This is a genomic window from Curtobacterium sp. MCPF17_018, from assembly GCF_003234135.1.
Classification (GTDB): Bacteria; Actinomycetota; Actinomycetes; order Actinomycetales; family Microbacteriaceae; genus Curtobacterium; species Curtobacterium flaccumfaciens.
Genome location: NZ_QKSJ01000010.1, coordinates 138674 through 157804, shown reverse-complemented (window position 1 = coordinate 157804; position 19131 = coordinate 138674). Strand labels below are relative to the sequence as shown.

Below are 19131 nucleotides of genomic sequence, written 5' to 3'. Positions count from 1 at the left end.
AGGCTATCGGTTCGTGCGCTCCGTCACGGCGGCCCCGTGCGCGGGGAGCTGCTCCTCGGTGGACAGCGCGACGATGTGCGGCGCGACCTCGGCCAGGGCCTCCGGCGTGTACCGGACGATCTGCTGGGGCCGCAGGAACGTCGACGCGGACAACCCGGACCCGAACCGGGCCTGGCCGCCGGTCGGCAGCACGTGGTTCGACCCGGCCAGGTAGTCCCCCAGGCTCACCGGCGTGCTCGGCCCGACGAACACCGCACCGGCGGCGTCGATGTCGGCCAGCACCGCGTCGTCGTCGACCGTCTGGATCTCGAGGTGCTCCGGCCCGTACGCGTTGCTCACGGTCGCCGCGTCGGTCAGCGAGTCCACCAGGACGATCGCGGACTGCGGTCCGTCCAGGGCGGCCTGGAGGCGCGCAGCCGTCCCGAGCACCGCGGTGCGTTCCGGGATCGCGGCCTCCACCGCGTCGGCGAACGTCGCGGACGTCGTCACCAGCACGCTGCCGGCCTGCTCGTCGTGCTCGGCCTGGCTGATGAGGTCGGCGGCCACGAACCCGGCGTCGGCGGTGTCGTCCGCGATCACGAGGATCTCGGTCGCCCCGGCCTCGGAGTCGATGCCCACCACCCCGCGCACCAGACGCTTGGCGGCGGCGACGTAGTTGTTGCCAGGCCCCGTGACCAGGTCGACCGGCTCGAGGTCGATCTCGGCGACGCCGTACGCCAGCGCGCCGACGGCTCCGGCGCCGCCCATCGCGTAGACCTCGTCGATGCCGAGCAGCCCCGCCGCGGCGAGGATCGTCGGGTGCACCGCGCCGCCGTGGTCGCGCTGCGGCGGTGACACGAGGGCGATCGAGGGCACGCCTGCGACCTGGGCCGCGACGACGTTCATCACCACGCTGGACGGGTAGACGGCCTTGCCACCGGGCACGTAGAGCCCCACACGGCGCATCGGCTGCCAGCGCTGGTGGACCTCGGCGCCGCCGGCCAGGGTCGTCACGGCCGGGGCGGGGATCTGCGCGGCACTCGCGGCCCGGACGCGGCGGATGGCCTCGTCGAGTGCTGCTCGGACCTCGGGGGTGAGCCCGGCCACGGCGGCGGTGATCTCGGCAGCGGACACCCGTACGTTCGCAGGAGCTCCGCCGTCGAAGCGCTCGGCCTGGTCGTGCAGGGCCGCGGCCCCACGGTGTCGGACGTCCTCGATCAACTCGCGCGCGGCATCGACGGCGTGCGACACGTCACCCGCGGCACGGGGCATGAGTCGGAGGAGTTCGGCACGGGCGGGGAGGCCGCCGCGGAGGTCGATTCGCTGCATCATGAGGCCTCCAGCGTACCGGCGGCGTGCTGCACGACGGCGTCGACCACGGGCCGGTGGCGGGCGGTCTGGTCGGCGTCCCACGCGTCGAGCAGGTGCAGCGTGGCGATCCGGAAGGCCAGCGCACGGACGAGCAGCTGCGGCCACTCGGGGACGCCGGTGCCGAGCACGCCGAGCCGACCGACGGCGACCCCGTGCCAGCACACGGCGTCGACCGCGGCGATCGCGGCGCCGAGGCCCGGCGGGCGCCAGTAGGGTGCCCAGTCGAACACCGTCGGCGGCTCCCCCGGCGTGAAGAGCACGTTGCCGAGCAGGTCGCCGTGGACGAGCTGCGACGGGGACGTCACCGGCCGGAACGTCGCGGCCAGGCGATCCAGCGTCGGGTCATCGGGCAGGGCTGTTCCGCCCCAGGCCATGCGGTCCGCCCGGCTCCAGGGCTCTCCGCGGTGGTCGAGGAAGTCGGGGCGTGGCAGATGGGCGATCGCGCGGTGGAACGCTGCACCCGCGGCGATCACGTCGTCCACGCGAGTCGGGTCGGTCCGACCGTCGACCCACCGCCAGGCCTCCCAACCGTCGTCGCCGGTGCTGACGCCGGTGCCGGCGTCGGCGCGGGCGTCCACGACCCAGTCCCCGGACGTGGCGGCGACGGGGCGCGGCGTCCGGAACCCGGCCGTGTGGACCAGCCGCGCCAGTGTGGCGGACCGCCACCGGGCCTCCAGGCGGTCACCGGACGGGCGGAGGACGACGTCCCCGGCGCGCCACGTGAGTCCGCGCCCGCCGCCCAGGCGCTCGAGCGGCCGGTCGTGCACGCCGAACGCCCGGAGGACGTGCGGTGCCGGCTGGCCGTCGGTCACGCGGTCCGCAGGATCTTCACCATCGGCCGGCCCGTGGCGACCTCGTCGACGAGCTTGTCGAGGTACCGGATCTGCCGCATGAGCGGGTCGTCGAGCTCCTCGATCCGCACCCCGCAGATCACCCCGGTGATGAGCGGGGCGTTCGGGTTGAGGTGCGCGCTGGCGAAGAAGTCCTCGAACGTGGTCCGGTCGGCCAGGTGCTGCGCGAGCGCCAGGTCGTCGAAGCCGGTCAGCCACTCGATGACGGTGTCGAGTTCCGCCTTCGTGTGGCCCTTCCGCTCCACCTTCGCCAGGTAGTGCCCGTAGACGTCCGCGACGGGCGTCCCGAAGATCCGGTGACCGGCCATGGTCGACGCTCCTACACCAGGCAGCGGGGTCCGAGCAGGCTCTTCAGCTCGCCGAACAGGTCGGGGGTCAGGTTCACCGGGAACGGCAACTCGAAGGTGCGCGCGACGTCGTCCTTGAGCAGCTTCAGCCGGACCTCGGTGTCACCCTGGTGGCGGCCGAGCACGGCGGCGAGCTCCGTCACCGTGGTCGTCGTGGCCTGTCGTTCCGGCAGGGACAGGGTGAGCGGGCCGGACCCCATCGCGTCGCCGACGTTCGGCTGGAACATGCTCACCGCGTGCAGGGCCTTGCCGTCGTCGCGCACGTTGACGCGGCCACGAAGCACGACGATCGAGTCGGGCACCAGCGACGGGCCGAACTCCTGGTACGTCTTGCCCAGGAACATCACGCCGATCTGGCCGCCGAAGTCCTCGATGTCGACGATGCCGTACGGGTTGCCGCTCGTCTTCGCCACCCGGTGCTGCACGCTCGTCAGCAGGCCGGCGACGGTCACCGTCTCGCCCTCGATCGAGTCGTCGGCGGTCAGCAGGTCGGCGATGGTGATCGACTGGTGCTTCGCGAGCTCGATCTCGAGCCCGGCGAGCGGGTGGTCGGACACGTAGAGCCCGAGCATGTCCCGCTCGAACGCGAGCTTGTCGCGCTTGGACCACTCCGGGCGGTCCGGCACCTGCGACACCGCGGCGCTCGGGGCGTCCTCGGCTGCCTCGGCGAAGAGCGAGTCGAAGTCGAACCCGACGTTGCCGTGGGCCTCGTCGCGCTTGACCTTGACCGCACCTTCGACCGCGCCCTCGTGGATCTCCACCAGGGCGCGTCGGGTGTCGCCGAACTCGTCGAAGGCACCGGCCTTGATGAGCGACTCCACCGTGCGCTTGTTCGCCGACGAGATCGGGATCTTGCGCAGGAAGTCGTGGAACGACTCGAAGGCGCCCTTCTCGGTCCGGGCCTTGACGATGTCGTCGACGACGTTGAACCCGACGTTGCGGATGGCACCCATGCCGAATCGGATGTCGTCGCCGACTGCGGCGAAGAAGCCGATCGACTCGTTGACGTCCGGCGGCATCACCTTGATGCCCATCCGGCGGCACTCGTTCAGGTACAGGGCGAGCTTGTCGCGGGCGTCGCCGACCGAGGTCAGCAGGGCGGCCATGTACTCGGCCGGGTAGTGCGCCTTGAGGTAGGCGGTCCAGAAGGACACCACACCGTAGGCGGCGGAGTGCGCCTTGTTGAACGCGTAGTCGGAGAAGGGCAGCAGGATGTCCCACAGCGTCTTGATCGCCGCGTCGGAGTACCCGTTGTCCTTCATGCCCTGCTGGAAGCCCGCGTACTGCTTGTCGAGCTCGGACTTCTTCTTCTTGCCCATCGCGCGGCGGAGGATGTCCGCCTGGCCGAGGGAGAACCCGGCGACCTTCTGCGCGATGGCCATCACTTGCTCTTGGTAGATGATCAGGCCGTAGGTCGTGCCGATGATGTCCTTGAGGGGCTCTTCGAGCTCCGGGTGGATCGGCGTGATCGGCTGCTCGCCGTTCTTGCGGAGCGCGTAGTTCGTGTGCGAGTTCGCTCCCATGGGCCCCGGGCGGTACAGGGCGATGAGCGCGGAGATGTCCTCGAAGTTGTCAGGCTTCATCAGGCGCAGCAGGCCGCGCATCGGCCCGCCGTCGAGCTGGAACACGCCGAGGGTGTCGCCGCGCTGCAGGAGCGCGTACGCCTCGGGGTCTTCCAGACCCATGTTCTCGAGGTCGAGCTCGATCCCACGGTTCGTCTTGATGTTGTCGAGGGCGTCACTGATGATCGTGAGGTTGCGGAGCCCCAGGAAGTCCATCTTGATCAGGCCGAGCGACTCCGCTGCCGGGTAGTCGAACTGCGTGACGATCTGGCCGTCCTGCTCCCGCTTCATGATCGGGATGATGTCGATGAGCGGGTCGCTCGACATGATGACGCCGGCCGCGTGCACGCCCCACTGGCGCTTCAGCCCCTCGAGCCCGAGTGCGGTGTCGAAGACGGTCTTCGCCTCGGGGTCGGTCTCGACCACGGTGCGGACGTCGACGGCTTCCTTGTAGCGCGGGTGGTCCTTGTCGAAGATCCCGGTGAGCGGGATGTCCTTGCCCATCACGGGCGGCGGCATCGCCTTCGTGAGCTTCTCGCCCATGCCGAACGGGAACCCGAGGACGCGCGAGGAGTCCTTGAGTGCCTGCTTCGCCTTGATCGTGCCGTACGTGACGATCTGCGCGACGCGCTCCGACCCGTACTTCTCGGTGACGTACTTGATCGCCTCACCGCGGCGCCGGTCGTCGAAGTCGACGTCGAAGTCGGGCATCGAGACGCGGTCCGGGTTGAGGAACCGCTCGAAGATCAGGCCGTGCCGGATCGGGTCGAGGTCGGTGATGCGCATCGCGTACGCGACCATCGAGCCGGCACCGGAGCCACGCCCCGGACCGACGCGGATGCCGTTGTTCTTGGACCAGTTGATGAAGTCCGCGACCACCAGGAAGTAGCCGGGGAACCCCATCTGGTTGATGATGCCGACCTCGTAGTCGGCGCGGTCCTGGACCTCTTTCGAGATGCCGTCCGGGTACCGGTAGTCCAGCCCCTTCGCGACCTCTTTCTCGAACCAGGAGTGCTCGGTCTCGCCCTCGGGCACCGGGAACTTCGGCATGTAGTTGGCCGAGGTGTCGAACTCGACGTTGCAGCGTTCCGCGATGAGCAGCGTGTTGTCGCAGGCCTCGAGGTTGTCGCGGAAGACATGCCGCATCTGCGCCGGGGTCTTCAGGTAGAACTCGTCGGCGTCGAACTTGAAGCGGTTCGGGTCGTTCAGGGTCGAGCCGGACTGCACGCAGAGCAGTGCCGCGTGCGACTTGGCGTCGTGGGCGTGCGTGTAGTGCAGGTCGTTCGTGCCGACCAGCGGGATGTCGAGATCCTTCGCCAGGCGGATCAGGTCGCTCATGATCCGGCGTTCGATCTCGAGGCCGTGGTCCATGACCTCGGCGAAGTAGTTCTCCTTGCCGAAGATGTCGCGGTAGTCGGCGGCCGCCTGCACTGCTTCGTCGTACTGGCCGAGACGCAGGCGCGTCTGGATCTCCCCCGAGGGGCAGCCCGTCGTGGCGATGATGCCCTCGTGGTACTCCTGCAGGAGCTCGATGTCCATGCGGGGCTTGAAGTAGTAGCCCTCGAGCGACGCCTTGGACGACAGACGGAACAGGTTGTGCATGCCCGTCGTGTTCTCGGCGAACATCGTCATGTGCGTGTACGAGCCGGCACCGGACACGTCGTCGCCACCGCCGTCACCCCAGCGCACACGGGTCTTGTCCGAGCGGTGCGTGCGCGGCGTGATGTACGCCTCGGTCCCGATGATCGGCTTGACGCCGCCGGCCTTCGCGGCCTTCCAGAACTCGAAGGCGCCGAACATGTTGCCGTGGTCGGTCACCGCCACGGCGGGCATCCCCTGCGCGGCGGTCTCCGCCACGAGGTCGGAGAGCCTGGCGGCACCGTCGAGCATCGAGTACTCGCTGTGCACGTGCAGGTGGACGAAGGAGTCGGAATCCGACACGGAACCTCCGGTTCGTACGGTGTGCTGCGGGGTGGGAACAGCCTAACCGCGGCCGCCCACATTCCCGCGCGCGTCGGGGCGGACGCCAGGCGCGTGGCGGGGCCGCACCGCGCCTCCAGGCCGGCACCGGGTCGCGACACGCTCGGGGCGCGTCGCGGAGGGGGCAGGACACGCCGCAGACGAGCCGCAGCGGGTGCGGAAAGTGTCGCCTGGCGGCCTCGCAGCCGACAGTTCGCGACCCCTCGGCACAAGCGGCCGGGCGCGGCAGCCTGGAGGCGCGGGGCGGGCCCCACCGCGCCTCCAGACCGGCACCGGGTCGCGACACGCGCGGGGCGCGCCGCCGAGGGGGCGGGACACCCCGCAGGCCGACCGCCGCGGGTGCGGGTGCGGGAAGTGTCGCTTGGCGGCCTCGCAGCCGACAGTTCGCGACCCCTCGGCACAAGCAGCCGGGCGCGGCAGCCTGGAGGCGCGTGGCGGGGGCCGCACCGCGCCTCCAGACCGGCACCGGGTCGCGACACGCTCGGGGCGCGCCGCTGAGGGGGCGGGACACCCCGCAGGCCGACCGCCGCGGGTGCGGGAAGCGTCGCCTGGCGGCCTCGCAGCCGACAGTTCGTGACCCCTCGGCGCAAGCGACCGGGGGCTGCGGCCTGGAGGCGCGTGGCCGGCCCGTACCGCGCCTCCAGACCGGCCCCGGTCGCGACACGCTCGATGCGGGCCGCCGAGGGGGCAAGACACGCCGCAGGCCGACCGCCGCGGGTACAGAACCCGTCGCCTGGCGGCCTCGCAGCCAACAGTTGGTGACCTCTCGGCGCATGCGGGGCGCGTCGGCCTGGAGGCACGGGCGGGGCCGCACCGCGCCTCCGGGCCGGAAGCGGGTCGGGACACGCGCGGGGCGCGCCACCGAGCGGGCAGGACACGCCGCAGGCGCGCCGCGGGTACAGAACCCGTCGCCTGGCGGCCTCGCAGCCGACAGTTCGTGACCCCTCGGCACAAGCAGCCGGGCGCGTCAGCGCGACGCGCTCCGGATCTGCTCCAGCGCGGCCTGCAGGTCGTCCGGGTACTGCGCCTCGAACGACACCCACTCGCCTGTGCGGGGGTGGTCGAAGCCCAGCCGGACGGCGTCGAGCCACTGGCGCGTGAGCCCGAGCTCGGCCGCCAGCACCGGGTCGGCGCCGTACATCGTGTCCCCGACGAGCGGGTGGCGTGTCGCCGCCATGTGCACCCGGATCTGGTGGGTGCGCCCGGTCTCCAGGTGCACCTCGAGCAGGGTGGCGGCGCGGAAGGCCTCGAGCGTCTCGTAGTGGGTGACGCTCGGCTTGCCCTCCGACGTCACCGCGAACTTCCAGTCGCTCGACGGGTGCCGGCCGATCGGCGCGTCGATCGTGCCCGAGGTCGGGTCCGGGTGGCCCTGCGCGAGTGCGTGGTAGACCTTCTCGACCGTGCGCTCCTTGAACGCCCGCTTGAGGTGTGTGTACGCACGCTCGGTCTTCGCGACCACCATCAGTCCCGAGGTCCCGACGTCGAGGCGGTGCACGATCCCGGCGCGTTCAGCGGCGCCGGACGTCGCGATCGTGAAGCCGGCGGCAGCGAGGCCCCCGGGCACGGTCGGCCCGTCCCAGCCCGGCGAGGGGTGCGCCGCGACGCCGACGGGCTTGTCCACGACGACGATGTCCTCGTCGTCGTGCACGATCGTCATGCCCGGCACGGCCGCCGGAACGATGCGCGGCGGCTCCTTCGGGGTCCACTCGACCTCGAGCCAGGAGTCGGCGTGCAGACGGTCCGACTTGTCGACGGGCACCCCGTCGACGCGGACGCCCCCGGCGGCGACGACGTCGGCCGCGAACGACCTGCTGAAGCCGAGGAGCTTCGCGATGGCGGCGTCGACGCGCTCACCGGCGAGCCCGTCGGGCACGGGAAGAGAACGCGATTCGGTCACGTGGCGTCGTGGCCCAGCGTGTCGCGACGGTCGCGGTCGTCGGGCCTGGAGGCGCGGGTCGGCTCGTCGACAACCGCGTCAGCCGACGAGAACGCGGCCCCACCGTCGAGCGGCTGCGCCGCGTCGAGCGGCTGCGCCGCGTCGAGCGGCTCCGCCGCGTCGAGCTGCGCCTGGCGCTTGGCCGAGAGCGTGCGGGTGCCGTCGAGGTTCACCCCGAGGATCACCAGCAGCACGAAGACCACCATGCTGATGCAGATGAAGGAGTCGGCGACGTTGTAGATCGCCGGCATCATCCACGGCGTCGAGATGAAGTCCACGACGTGGCCACGACCGAAGCCGGGCTCACGGAAGAGCCGGTCGAGCAGGTTGCCCAGCGCGCCACCGAGCAGCATGCCGAGCACGATGGCCCACCACATCGACCGGATGCGACGCGAGTACACGATGATCGCGACGACGACCGCGGCCGAGATGACCGAGAACACCCAGGTCATGTTCACCGCGAACGAGAACGCCGCCCCGGGGTTCCGGACGTACAGGAACTGCAACGCCCCGCCGAGGACCGGGACGGGGGTGCCGTACGGCAGGTTCGCGACGACCAGCGTCTTGGCGACCTGGTCGAACGCCACCACCACGACAGCGGCGAAGGCCAGTGCCGCGATCGCGCGGACACTGACCTTCGCTCGTGATGCTGGTCGCGACAACGTCAGTTGCCGAAGCCCTGCGCCGAAGCCGGCGCCGGGGTGAGACCGGACTGCTCGCCCGAGTCGAGCTCGGAGAGCTGCCCCTGGATGTAGCTCTTGAGCTGCGCACGGTAGTCGCGCTCGAAGGTCCGGAGCTCGTCGATCTTGCCCTCGAGCTGGCGCTGCTCCTGCTCGAGCACCGCGACACGCTGACGGTTCGTGTTCTCGGTGTCGGCGATGATCTGGCGCTGCTTCGCCTCGGCCTCGGAGACCAGGCGAGCGGCCTGGGCCGTGCCCTCGGCGATGAGCGCGTCGCGCTTCTCGATGCCCTCGCGGACGTGCTCCTCGTGGAGACGACGCGCCAGGGTCAGGAGGTTCGTGGTGCCCTCGGTGTCCTCGTCGGCGGGGACCGTGGTGGTCGGTGCCGCCGCGGCGACCGGAGCGGGCTCCGGTGCTGCCTCGACCGGGGCCGGGGTGGGCTCCGGCTCGGCTGCGGGAGCAGGCTGCTCGGCCTGCGCCGGCTGCGGGGCCGACTCGGCCGCCTGCAGGCGCTGGCGGAGCTCGTCGTTCTCCGCGGTCAGGCGACGGAGCTCGACCACGACCTCGTCGAGGAAGTCGTCGACCTCGTCCTGGTCGTAGCCCTCGCGGAACTTCGTCGGCTGGAACCGCTTGTTGACTACGTCTTCCGGCGTCAAAGCCATTGCCGTCACCTCAATAGAACTGCTGAACGTGTGGAACCGCGTGCGGTGCGACCGAATGTACCAGTCGTACCGTGCGGTGCGGATGCGCCACCGGAGCGGGCATCGATCCCGACCACCGTACACCGACGATGGGGCGGAACCGTGCCGCGCGCCTGGCGTGGCGCGTGTCGCGGACGGGAGTCCGCTCAGATACCGCGTGCCAGAGCGGCGACCACGAACCGGGCGATGATGACGACGAGCATCACGATCGTCCAGCCGAAGTCGAGCGCGACCGGCCCCAGGCGGAGCGGCGGGAGCACCCGTCGCACCGCTCGGATGGGCGGATCCGTGATCGTGTAGACGAACTCGGACACCACGAGCATGCCCCCGCGCGGACGCCAGGAACGGTTGAAGCTCTGCACGAGGTCGAGCGCGAAACGCCCCCACATCACGAAGAAGTACAGGAGCAACGCGAGGGAGATGATCCCTAGGATCACGGACACGATGGGGCTCGCTCGTCTCGGGCGAGCGTCGTCAGACGACGCTCAGGGGCGGGTGTGCCGGGTACGGCTCAGGACTGGGCGAAGAAGTTCGCCTCGATGTCGGACTCTACCTCAGCAGGCTCACCGCTCACTGCGACGTGCGCCGGCGAGAGGAGGAAGACCTTGTTCGTGACGCGCTCGATCTTGCCGAACAGACCGAGCGACAGCCCCGAGGCGAAGTCGATCATGCGTCGGGCGTCACCCTCGGTCATCTGCGAGAGGTTGATGATGACGGGGATGCCGTCGCGGAAGCTCTCGGCGATGGACTGGGCGTCCTTGTACTCGCGCGGGTGGACGGTGAGGATCTCGTTCATTTCCTGGACCGGGGTCGCCTTCTGTGCGGTCGTGTGCGAGCGGCGGAGCGGAGTGACCTGGGCGCCGCGCTGGTGGGTGTGCGTCTTGGTGGGAGCCGGTGCCGCTGCGGGAGCGGCCGCGGGGGCTGCTGCCGCGGCGGGGGTCTCCTGCTGTTCGGCGGGCGCCGGAGCAGCCGCTGCGGCCTGGCGGGCAGGGGCTGCCTGCTGGCGCGCGGGCTCGGGCTGCTGCTCGTCCTCGTAGTCGAGTTCCTCATCGGCGAGGCCGAGGTAGACCATCGTCTTCTTCAGCGGGTTGGCCATGGTTCCTCCGGGGTTCGTGCTCGTGGTGCCCTGCAACGAGGCTAGGGTGCGGGCGGCCGGTTTCCCGTGATTGCGGTGCCGATCCGCAGGTGTGTCGCGCCCTCGAGGATCGCCTCGGCGTAGTCCCCGCTCATCCCGGCCGAGATGTCGGTCGCAGCGGGCTCGAGCGCCACGACCCGTTCGGAGATCGAGCGGAGTCGGGCGAAGGCGGCTCGGGGCTCCTCGTCCAGGGGCGCGACCGCCATGACACCCCGCAGCCGGATCGTCCCGGTGGCCAGCACACGCGACACCATGGCGTCGACGTCGTCCGGCTGCACCCCGCCACGTCCGGGGTCGTCGGTGAGGTTCACCTGCACGAACCCGTCGATCACCGGCGGGTCCGGTTCGGCCTCGGTCGGGGCGAACGCGTCGACGACGGAGCCACGGTCGAGCGACTGCACGACGTGGGCGTACCGCCGGGCCTGCCGGGCCTTCTTCGACTGCAGCTGCCCGACGAAGTGCCAGGTCAGGCCGAGGTCCGCCAGTTCCGCGGCCTTCGCCTGCGCCTCCTGGTGGCGGTTCTCCCCCACGTCGGTCACGCCGAGCGCGGCGAGCTCACGGACGAGCGACGCTGGGTGGTACTTCGTCACGACGACGAGCGTCAGCTCGTCCGGTGACCGCCCTGCGGCGCGCGCCGCGTCGGCGATGCCGCCCCTGACGGACGCAACGCGCGCCTCCAGTCCGTCGTCGTGAGACGAGGCCTGGAGGCGCGTGTCGGCTACCAAGGGTGGGTTACTTCAGGAAGTCGGGGACGTCGAGCTCGTCGTCGTCGTCGAACGCCGGGTCGGCGGCGCGCTGCACCGGCGGCTGGTGCTCCTGCGAGGCCCAGGACGGGCTCGACGTGGTGGAGTCCTCGATCGCGCCGGTCGAGGCGGCGACGGGCGCCGCGGCGCTCGACTCCGGGTCGACGTAGCTCGAGCGACGTTCCTTCTGCTGCTGCGCCGGCTCGCCGCCGTCGAAGCCCGCGGCGATGACGGTCACGCGGACCTCGTCGCCCAGGGTGTCGTCGATGACCGCACCGAAGATGATGTTCGCCTCGGGGTGCACGGCTTCCTGCACCAGGCGCGCGGCGTCGTTGATCTCGAAGATGCCGAGGTTCGACCCACCCTGGATCGACAGCAGCACGCCGTGCGCACCGTCGATCGAGGCCTCGAGCAGCGGCGACGCGACGGCGAGTTCGGCCGCCTTGATCGCACGGTCGGCCCCGCGGGACGACCCGATGCCCATGAGCGCGGAACCCGCACCCTGCATGACGCTCTTGACGTCGGCGAAGTCGAGGTTGATCAGGCCCGGGGTGGTGATGAGGTCGGTGATGCCCTGCACACCGGCCAGGAGCACCTGGTCGGCCGTGGCGAAGGCCTCGACCATGGAGATGCCGCGGTCGCTGATCTCGAGCAGGCGGTCGTTCGGGACGACGATGAGCGTGTCGACCTCGTCCTTGAGGCCCGCGACGCCGTTCTCGGCCTGGGACTGGCGGCGCTTGCCCTCGAAGCTGAAGGGCTTCGTGACGACACCGATGGTCAGTGCGCCGATGGACTTCGCGATGCGTGCGACGACCGGTGCGCCACCGGTGCCGGTGCCGCCGCCCTCGCCCGCGGTGACGAACACCATGTCGGCGCCGGCCAGGGCCTCTTCGATCTCCTCGGCGTGGTCCTCGGCGGCGCGACGGCCGACCTCCGGGTCGGCGCCGGCACCGAGGCCGCGGGTGATCTCGCGGCCGACGTCGAGCTTGACGTCGGCGTCGCTGAGCAGCAGGGCCTGGGCGTCAGTGTTGATCGCGATGAACTCGACGCCACGGAGACCGAGCTCGATCATGCGGTTGACGGCGTTGACGCCGCCGCCGCCGACACCGACGACCTTGATGACGGCGAGGTAGTTGTGGTTCGTGGTCACGTCAGTCAGGCCTCCGGTCGAACCCTCAACCTCTACTTGAAGTTCAGGGGCAATGCTGGTAGATGTGGTGCTGGCTTCGACGCTACGGGTGCGTTCGGCGCACTGTCGCCCCGCCACGCCGCGTGTCGCCGATCAGGTCCGGCAATTCAGTCCTTGGCGCGGATGACGCCGTTGTCCGGTGCCGAGACGTCGTACTCGACGACGACGCCCGGGTTCCGGGCCGCGTGGTCCTTGACCAGCGCGGCGAGCAGTTCGGCCTTCGCGTCCGAGTCGTCCGGGCTCCCCCACACGACGGTCGAGCCGTCCTTGAGGGTCAGGGTGACGTCGTCGGCCGTCGACCCGGCGACACGTGTCACCTGGGACCGCACGGTCGACGGCAGCGCCAGCACGACCTCGGTCATCGTGCGGAAGCTCGCCGAACCGAGGCGCGCCCGGCCGATGTCGGCGAGCGGCATCGTGGCGGGACGCTTCGGCGACGACTGCACGACGATGCCCGCGGGGTCGACGAGGTCGAACGTGCTGCCGGACTGCACCGCGACCACCGGCGTGCGCTCGGTCACCGTGACGACGAGCGTGTGCGGCGGGGCCTCTTCGGTCACGTAGCTCTCGATGAGCGGGAAGCCGGCGACGTCCCGCTTGATCGCGTCGAAGTCGAGCCGGGCCAGGGGCGTGCCGATCTGGTCGGACAGCGCCTGGCGCAGCGCGGACTCGTCGACGCGGTTGGTGCCCTTGATCTCGATCGTGCGGAGCGCCATCAGCGGTGAGAACACCGCGACGAGGATCGAGACCCCGAGCACGAGGACGACGCTCGCCGCCGTGATCCACGCGGCGCGACGGTGCCGGCTGCGCCGGGTGAACCGGCGGACCTCGGCACGCTCGAGCAACCGGCGTCGACGCTTCGCGATGCGTGCCTCACGCGCGGTCTCGGCCGCGCGCACCCGCGCCCCGATGGGCGCCTCGGCGTGCTGGTCGGTCCGGGAGGCACCGGTCGCGTCGAGCACGTCGGTCACGGTCACGTCGTGGTCGGCTGCACCGCTCGTGGCGGCTCGGCGTTCCGCGTCGCGGCGGTCGGCCTCCGGGTCCCGGTGGTCCTCGTTCGGCGTGTACTCGCGCAGGCGGTCAGCCACGGTGGAGAGTCCGGCGCCGAACCGGCGTCCGGCCGCACCGGCGAAGGCGCCGACGCGGTCCCGCTGGGGACCGGAGGCGTCGGCGTCGGGCTGGTCCGCGGGGGTGGGGTCGACCGTTCCGTCGACCGGGGCTTCCGGGGCGGACGTGGGACGGGCCTCCCGGTCGTCGGCGACGCGTCCGCGGAACGGCAGCCGCTGCTTCGAGGGACCACGACGCTGCCGGGGCGCTTCCGCGGCCTCGGCCGGGGCGTCCCTGCGGGCGTCCCCCTCGTCGAACCCCTCGGGGCGCTTCACCGGGACGACGCTCCGTCGGCGCCCAGGGCCCCGAGCACCTGCGGGATGATCCGGTACACGTCGCCGCAGCTGAGCGTCATGATGATGTCGCCGTCACGGGCGACCGCGGCCGCGCGTGCCGCGGCCTCGTCCCAGTCGGGCAGGAACTCGACGCGCGACTGGTCGGCGAAGCGCTCCTGCACCAGGGCGCCGGTCACGCCGGGCTCCGGGTCCTCGCGGGCGCCGTAGACGTCGAGCACGACCGTGTGGTCGGCGAGTTCCTCGTACACCTCGGCGAAGTCGCCGGCCATCAGACGGGTGCGTGAGTACAGGTGCGGCTGGTGGATCGCGATGATGCGGCCGTCGCCGACGACGTTGCGGGCGGCCTTGAGCGCCGCGGCGACCTCGGTCGGGTGGTGGGCGTAGTCGTCGTAGACCGAGACCCCGCGCTCGACACCGTGCAGCTCGAAGCGGCGCTGGGTGCCGCCGAACGCCTCGAGCCCGCGGATCGCGTCGGCCGGGGCGACGCCGAGACCGGTGAGGACCGCGAAGGCGCCGACGGCGTTGATCGCGTTGTGCCGGCCGGGCACGCGGAGGGTCAGGTGGTACGCCTCACCATCGGCACGGAAGTCGACCTCGACGCCGGCCGACTCGGTGATGCCCTCGATGCGGACGTCCGCGTCGACCGCCTCGCCGAACGTGACGATCTCGGGCGCGTCCGGGCGCTGGCGGATGCCGGCCGTGACCGTCTTCGCACCGGCGTCGTCGCTCGAGATCACGACGCGCTCGCTCGCCTTCGCGGCGAACTCGACGAAGGCCTCGGTGAAGGCCTCCTCGCTGCCGTAGTGGTCCAGGTGGTCGGCGTCGACGTTGGTGACCAGGGCCACGGCGACGTCGTAGAGCAGGAACGAGCCGTCGGACTCGTCGGCCTCGACCACGAACAGGTCGCTCGACCCCGGGGCCGAACTCGTGCCGAGGGACTGGATGACGCCGCCGTTGACGAAGCTCGGGTCGAGGCCGAGCTCGACCATCGCGGTGACGATCATGCCGGTCGAGGTGGTCTTGCCGTGCGCACCGGCGACCGCGACCAGGCGGTGCTCGGCGATCAGGGCGGCGAGGGCCTGCGAGCGGTGGAGCACCGGCAGACCGCGGCGCTGCGCCTCGAGGAGCTCGGGGTTGTCGGGCCAGAGGGCGCTCGTGACGACGATGGTGTCGGCCTGGCCGACGTTCGCCGCGTCGTGACCGATCTGCACGGTCGCGCCGAGGTCGCGCATCGTGCCGGTCGTCTCCGTCTCGCGGGAGTCGCTGCCCGTCACGCGGTGCCCGGCGGCGAGGAACATCCGGGCGATCCCGCTCATGCCCGCGCCGCCGATGCCGACGAAGTGCACCGTGCCCAGGTCGTCCGGGATCGGCTGGGTCAGGTCCGGCTTGATGGTCATCGTTCCTCCGTGGTGCTGGGGGCCTGCTTCGCGGCGTCGAGGACCAGGTCGGTCATCCGGTCGGCGCCGTCGCGGTGGCCGACGCTGCCCGCCCGCACGGTCATGTCCGCGATGCGGGAGCGGTCCTGCAGGATGCTCAGCAGCTGGAACGTCACCCAGTCCTGGTCGAATTCCCCGTCGGCCACCAGGACGGCTCCCCCGGCGTCGACGACGTCCTTCGCGTTGTGACGCTGCTCACCGTTGCCCACCGGGTACGGCACGAGCACGCTCGGCAGCCCGACGGCGGTCAGCTCGCACACCATGCCGGCGCCGGAGCGCGACACGACGAAGTCACTCGCCGCGTACGCCAGGTCCATTCGATCGCAGTAGGGCAGCACGTGGTAGCCGTCCAGGTCGCTGGGGCCGATGTCCGACGCGGCACCCACGACGTGCAGGACCTGCCAGCCGGCACCCACGATGGCGGCGGCGGACTTGTTGATCGTCCGGTTGATGCTCCGCGCACCCGAGGAGCCGCCGGTCACGAGCAGCACGGGTTGGTCCGGGTTGAGCCCGAACTCGGCGAGCCCCTCGGCCCGGACAGCGCGGCGGTCGAGTGACTCGATCTCGCGACGGAGCGGCATGCCGACAACGCGGCCGTGGCGCAGGCGCGTGTTCGAGAAGGTCAGGCCGACGTGCTCGGTGAGGAACGCTGCGAGGCGGTTCGCCAGCCCGGGCTTGGCGTTCTGCTCGTGCACGACGATCGGGGTGCCGGTGCGGCGCGCGGCGATGTACGCCGGAGCGGCCGCGTAGCCACCGACGCCGAGGACCACCTCGATCTCGTGGTCGCGGATGATCTGCTCGGTCCGCTTGACCGCCGCCGCGAAGCGCTGCGGGAAGCGCAGGGCCGCGCCGTTGAGCTTCCGGGGGAACGGCAGGCGCGGGATCGTCAGCAGCTCGTAGCCGCGCATCGGGACGAGGCGGGACTCCAGCCCCTCGGCGGTGCCCAGCACGAGCACCTCGGCGCCCGGCTCCCGCTCGGTCAACCGGTCGGCGACCGCGAGCAGGGGGTTGACGTGGCCGGCGGTGCCGCCGCCGGCGAAGAGGTACTTGCTCACCGCAGTGATCCGTTCGTGGAGGTCCGGCCGAGTGGGGCGTTCGTCAGGCCGGGGTCGTTCTTGCCGGGCAGGTCACGCGCGAAGGAGAGCACGACGCCGATCGCCACCAGGGTCATGATGAGGGCAGAACCACCGGCCGAGATGAGCGGCAGGGGCACACCGAGCACGGGCAGCAGGCCGAGCACGACGGCGATGTTGATGAGCGCCTGGCCGATGATCCACGCGAGGATGCCACCGGTGACCGTCTTCACGAAGGGGTCGCGGGACTGCCGGATGATCTTGATCATGCCGACGGCGAGCACCACGAACAGGCTGAGCACCACGACGGCGCCGATCAGGCCGAGCTCCTCGCCGATGATCGCGAAGATGTAGTCGTTGTCCGCCTCAGGCAGCCACGACCACTTCGCCTTCGAGTTGCCGAGGCCGACGCCGAACACGCCGCCGGACGCGAGCGCCCACATGCCGTGCACGGGCTGCCAGCAGATGTCCTGGTACTGGCTGGTGTCGGTGCACCCGGACAGCCAGGCGCTGATGCGGGTCGAGCGCGAGGCCGAGGCCATCGTCACGAAGGGCAGCATCACGGCGAACGCACCGAGGCCGACGAGCAGGTGCCGAGCGCGGACGCCGCCGATGTACAGCGCGCCGAACACCAGGATGAGCATGACCATCGCGGTGCCCTGGTCACCACCGAGGACGACGAGCCCGAGCGAGAGCATCGAGGCGATCCCGATCGGGATGAACACCTCTTTCCAGTCGTCGAGCTTGTCCCGCTTGACGTAGATGATGGCGCCGATGCCGAGCACCAGCCCGAGCTTCACGACCTCGGACGGCTGCGCGGTGAACGACCCGAGTTCGATCCAGTTCCGGTTGCCCTGGATGTCGATGCCGAGCGGGGTGAACACGAGCAGCTGCAGCACGAGCGCAGCACCGAGCAGCCGCATCGCCCACTTCCGCCAGATCCGGGTCGGGACCCGGCTGGCGATGAGCATGAGCGGCACACCGAGCACGGCGTACAGGCCCTGGCGGGACGCCGCCCCGAAGAAGTCGTGGGTCGCCGCGTACTCCTCGACGCTCGACGAGGACAGCACCATCACGACGCCGAAGACGACGAGGAACAGCGTGACGCCGAGGATCGTGTAGAAGGTGCTGGACTCCGCGACGAAGACGTTCTTGACGGCGACGATCGCGCCGTTCGTCCGTCGTGGGGTCGACGCGGTCCGGCCGTTACGGCTGTTCGGAAGATCCGTCGGTGTCGTCGCCATCGACTTCTCCTCCCAGGTGCTCGTTGACCGCGGCCGCGAAACGCTGCCCCCGGTCGGCGTAGGAGCCGAACTGGTCGAACGACGCCGCCGCCGGGGCGAGGAGGACGGTGTCGCCCGGCCTCGCGACCGATGCGGCATGCCGGACCGCCTCGCGCATGACCTGATCAGTGTCCGTCGTCTCCACCTGGAGCACCGGGACCGTGGACGCGTGTCGCGCGAATGCCTCGAGGACGGGTGTCCGGTCGGTGCCGATCACCACGACGGCGCGGACGCCGGGGCCGAAGCGCTCGACCAGACCGTCGACGTCGACGCCCTTGAACAGGCCGCCGACGATCCACACGACGGTGTCGAACGACGCGAGCGACGCGGTGGCGGCATGCGGGTTCGTGGCCTTGGAGTCGTCGACCCACGTGATGCCGTCCGCCCGGGCCACGAGCTCGGTGCGGTGGTGGTCGGCGCGGAACGCCCGGACGGCTGACCGGATGGCGCTCGGCTGGACGGTGCCGGCACGGGCCAGCGCGGCGGCGGCCAGGACGTTCATGGTCATGTGCGGGCTGGCGAGCCCGGCGGCCTCGAGGTCGGCGAGCGTCGACAGCTCGAGCGCGCTGTTGCGGCGGTCGTCGTTGAACGCCCGGTCGCACAGGACGTCCTCGACGATGCCGACGTCACCGGGAGCGGGGACGCCGGGGGTGAAGCCGACCGCACGGCAGCCCTCCACCACGTCGGCCTCCTGCACCATCCGCCGGGTGGCCTCGTCCGAGGTGTTGTAGACGCACGCCATCACGGTTCGCTCGTAGACCTTGGCCTTCGCCGCGCGGTACGCCTCGGCCGAGCCGTGCCACTCCAGGTGGTCGTCGGCGATGTTCAGGCAGGCGCTCGCGAGCGGCACCACGGCACCGTCGCCGGACGTCGCCGCGTAGTGCAGCTGGTGGCTCGAGAGCTCGACGACGAGCACGTCGTAGCCGACCGGGTCGCGGACGACGTCGAGCACCGGCACGCCGATGTTCCCGCACGCGACGGCACGCAGGCCGCCGGCCTCGTACATCGCGGTCGTGAGCTGTGTCGTCGTGGTCTTGCCGTTCGTGCCCGTGATCGTGATCCAGGGGGCCGCGACCGGGCCGCGGACGACCTTGTCGCGCACGCGCCAGGCGAGCTCGATGTCGCCCCAGACGGTGCTGTTCGTCGCCGACCACCGCACGGTGGCGTTGTGCGGGGGCAGCCCCGGCGACACGATGACGACGTCGGGTGCCTGCTGGACGAGTGCGTCCGGGACGGTGTCGAGCGGTGTCTGCAGGAACCGGGCACCGATCACGTCGAGCAGCTCGACGCTGTCGGCGGGGGCGTCGGTCGAGTAGACCGTCACCTCGCTGCCGAGCTCCACGAGGGTGTCGGCGACCGAGAACCCGGTGGCACCGAGGCCGAGGACGGCGACGTTGAGCCCCTTCCACCCCCCGGAGTACCAGCTGTCGAGGGAGTTCAGGCGGGACGGCGAGGACACCGG

16 protein-coding genes are annotated in these 19131 nt (G+C 71.0%); all 16 read right to left on the bottom strand.

The annotated features are described in order from the left end of the window. Positions 1-3: 3 nt before the first annotated feature. The 16 genes from hisD to murD all read right to left on the bottom strand — a co-directional run bounded on the left by hisD (position 4) and on the right by murD (position 19128). Positions 4-1311, bottom strand: coding sequence for a histidinol dehydrogenase (gene hisD / locus DEJ27_RS13070; RefSeq protein ID WP_111091090.1), 1308 nt, complete (start codon positions 1309-1311; stop codon positions 4-6). Continuing rightward, complete coding sequence (locus tag DEJ27_RS13065; RefSeq protein WP_110860170.1) at positions 1308-2162, bottom strand: hypothetical protein; 855 nt, start codon at positions 2160-2162, stop codon at positions 1308-1310. The genes hisD and DEJ27_RS13065 overlap by 4 nt, the downstream gene beginning before the upstream one ends. Then, entirely contained in the window at positions 2159-2509 is a 351-nt protein-coding gene (locus tag DEJ27_RS13060; RefSeq protein WP_110860168.1) for a DUF2200 domain-containing protein, read from the bottom strand. Before DEJ27_RS13060 ends, DEJ27_RS13065 begins: the two co-directional genes overlap by 4 nt. 11 nt (positions 2510-2520) lie before the next feature. Then, entirely contained in the window at positions 2521-6000 is a 3480-nt protein-coding gene (gene dnaE / locus DEJ27_RS13055; protein WP_375231872.1) for a DNA polymerase III subunit alpha, read from the bottom strand. Positions 6001-7057: 1057 nt separating this feature from the next. Next, on the bottom strand, positions 7058-7987 hold the full coding sequence (locus tag DEJ27_RS13050; RefSeq protein WP_111091089.1) for an RluA family pseudouridine synthase: 930 nt from the start codon (positions 7985-7987) through the stop codon (positions 7058-7060). Then, complete coding sequence (gene lspA, locus DEJ27_RS13045) at positions 7984-8688, bottom strand: signal peptidase II (protein ID WP_258370358.1); 705 nt, start codon at positions 8686-8688, stop codon at positions 7984-7986. Before lspA ends, DEJ27_RS13050 begins: the two co-directional genes overlap by 4 nt. 2 nt (positions 8689-8690) lie before the next feature. After that, complete coding sequence (locus DEJ27_RS13040; RefSeq protein WP_181420046.1) at positions 8691-9368, bottom strand: DivIVA domain-containing protein; 678 nt, start codon at positions 9366-9368, stop codon at positions 8691-8693. A gap of 185 nt (positions 9369-9553) precedes the next feature. After that, positions 9554-9850 carry a YggT family protein gene (locus DEJ27_RS13035; RefSeq protein ID WP_017886631.1) on the bottom strand — a complete coding sequence of 99 codons (297 nt, stop codon included), beginning with the start codon at positions 9848-9850 and terminating at the stop codon, positions 9554-9556. Between the two features lie 68 nt (positions 9851-9918). Beyond that, on the bottom strand, positions 9919-10503 hold the full coding sequence (locus DEJ27_RS13030) for a cell division protein SepF (RefSeq protein ID WP_110860160.1): 585 nt from the start codon (positions 10501-10503) through the stop codon (positions 9919-9921). A 41-nt stretch (positions 10504-10544) separates the two neighbouring features. Then, complete coding sequence (locus DEJ27_RS13025; RefSeq protein ID WP_111091088.1) at positions 10545-11267, bottom strand: YggS family pyridoxal phosphate-dependent enzyme; 723 nt, start codon at positions 11265-11267, stop codon at positions 10545-10547. A 7-nt stretch (positions 11268-11274) separates the two neighbouring features. Then, on the bottom strand, positions 11275-12435 hold the full coding sequence (gene ftsZ / locus DEJ27_RS13020) for a cell division protein FtsZ (protein WP_027465251.1): 1161 nt from the start codon (positions 12433-12435) through the stop codon (positions 11275-11277). A gap of 146 nt (positions 12436-12581) precedes the next feature. Next, positions 12582-13856, bottom strand: a complete 1275-nt coding sequence (locus DEJ27_RS13015) for an FtsQ-type POTRA domain-containing protein (protein WP_111091087.1) — start codon at positions 13854-13856, stop codon at positions 12582-12584. Beyond that, the gene (gene murC, locus DEJ27_RS13010; RefSeq protein ID WP_111091086.1) at positions 13853-15274 is read right to left on the bottom strand and encodes a UDP-N-acetylmuramate--L-alanine ligase; all 1422 of its coding nucleotides are present in this window, start codon (positions 15272-15274) and stop codon (positions 13853-13855) included. Before murC ends, DEJ27_RS13015 begins: the two co-directional genes overlap by 4 nt. After that, the gene (gene murG, locus DEJ27_RS13005) at positions 15271-16368 is read right to left on the bottom strand and encodes an undecaprenyldiphospho-muramoylpentapeptide beta-N-acetylglucosaminyltransferase (protein WP_111091085.1); all 1098 of its coding nucleotides are present in this window, start codon (positions 16366-16368) and stop codon (positions 15271-15273) included. Before murG ends, murC begins: the two co-directional genes overlap by 4 nt. Then, positions 16365-17630 (bottom strand): putative lipid II flippase FtsW, encoded by a 1266-nt coding sequence (ftsW, locus tag DEJ27_RS13000; RefSeq protein WP_027465248.1) that lies wholly within the window; start codon positions 17628-17630, stop codon positions 16365-16367. The genes murG and ftsW overlap by 4 nt, the downstream gene beginning before the upstream one ends. Further along, entirely contained in the window at positions 17593-19128 is a 1536-nt protein-coding gene (gene murD / locus DEJ27_RS12995; protein ID WP_111091084.1) for a UDP-N-acetylmuramoyl-L-alanine--D-glutamate ligase, read from the bottom strand. Before murD ends, ftsW begins: the two co-directional genes overlap by 38 nt. Between the last annotated feature and the right edge of the window lie 3 nt (positions 19129-19131).

Bases quoted from the DNA above. Each gene is read 5' to 3' on its own strand.
- hisD (WP_111091090.1), bottom strand. From the start codon at position 1,311: ATGATGCAGCGAATCGACCTCCGCGGCGGCCTCCCCGCCCGTGCCGAA.
- DEJ27_RS13060 (WP_110860168.1), bottom strand. From the start codon at position 2,509: ATGGCCGGTCACCGGATCTTCGGGACGCCCGTCGCGGACGTCTACGGG.
- dnaE (WP_375231872.1), bottom strand. From the start codon at position 6,000: ATGCTCGACGGTGCCGCCAGGCTCTCCGACCTCGTGGCGGAGACCGCC.
- DEJ27_RS13040 (WP_181420046.1), bottom strand. From the start codon at position 9,368: ATGGCTTTGACGCCGGAAGACGTAGTCAACAAGCGGTTCCAGCCGACG.
- DEJ27_RS13030 (WP_110860160.1), bottom strand. From the start codon at position 10,503: ATGGCCAACCCGCTGAAGAAGACGATGGTCTACCTCGGCCTCGCCGAT.
- murC (WP_111091086.1), bottom strand. From the start codon at position 15,274: ATGACCATCAAGCCGGACCTGACCCAGCCGATCCCGGACGACCTGGGC.
- ftsW (WP_027465248.1), bottom strand. From the start codon at position 17,630: ATGGCGACGACACCGACGGATCTTCCGAACAGCCGTAACGGCCGGACC.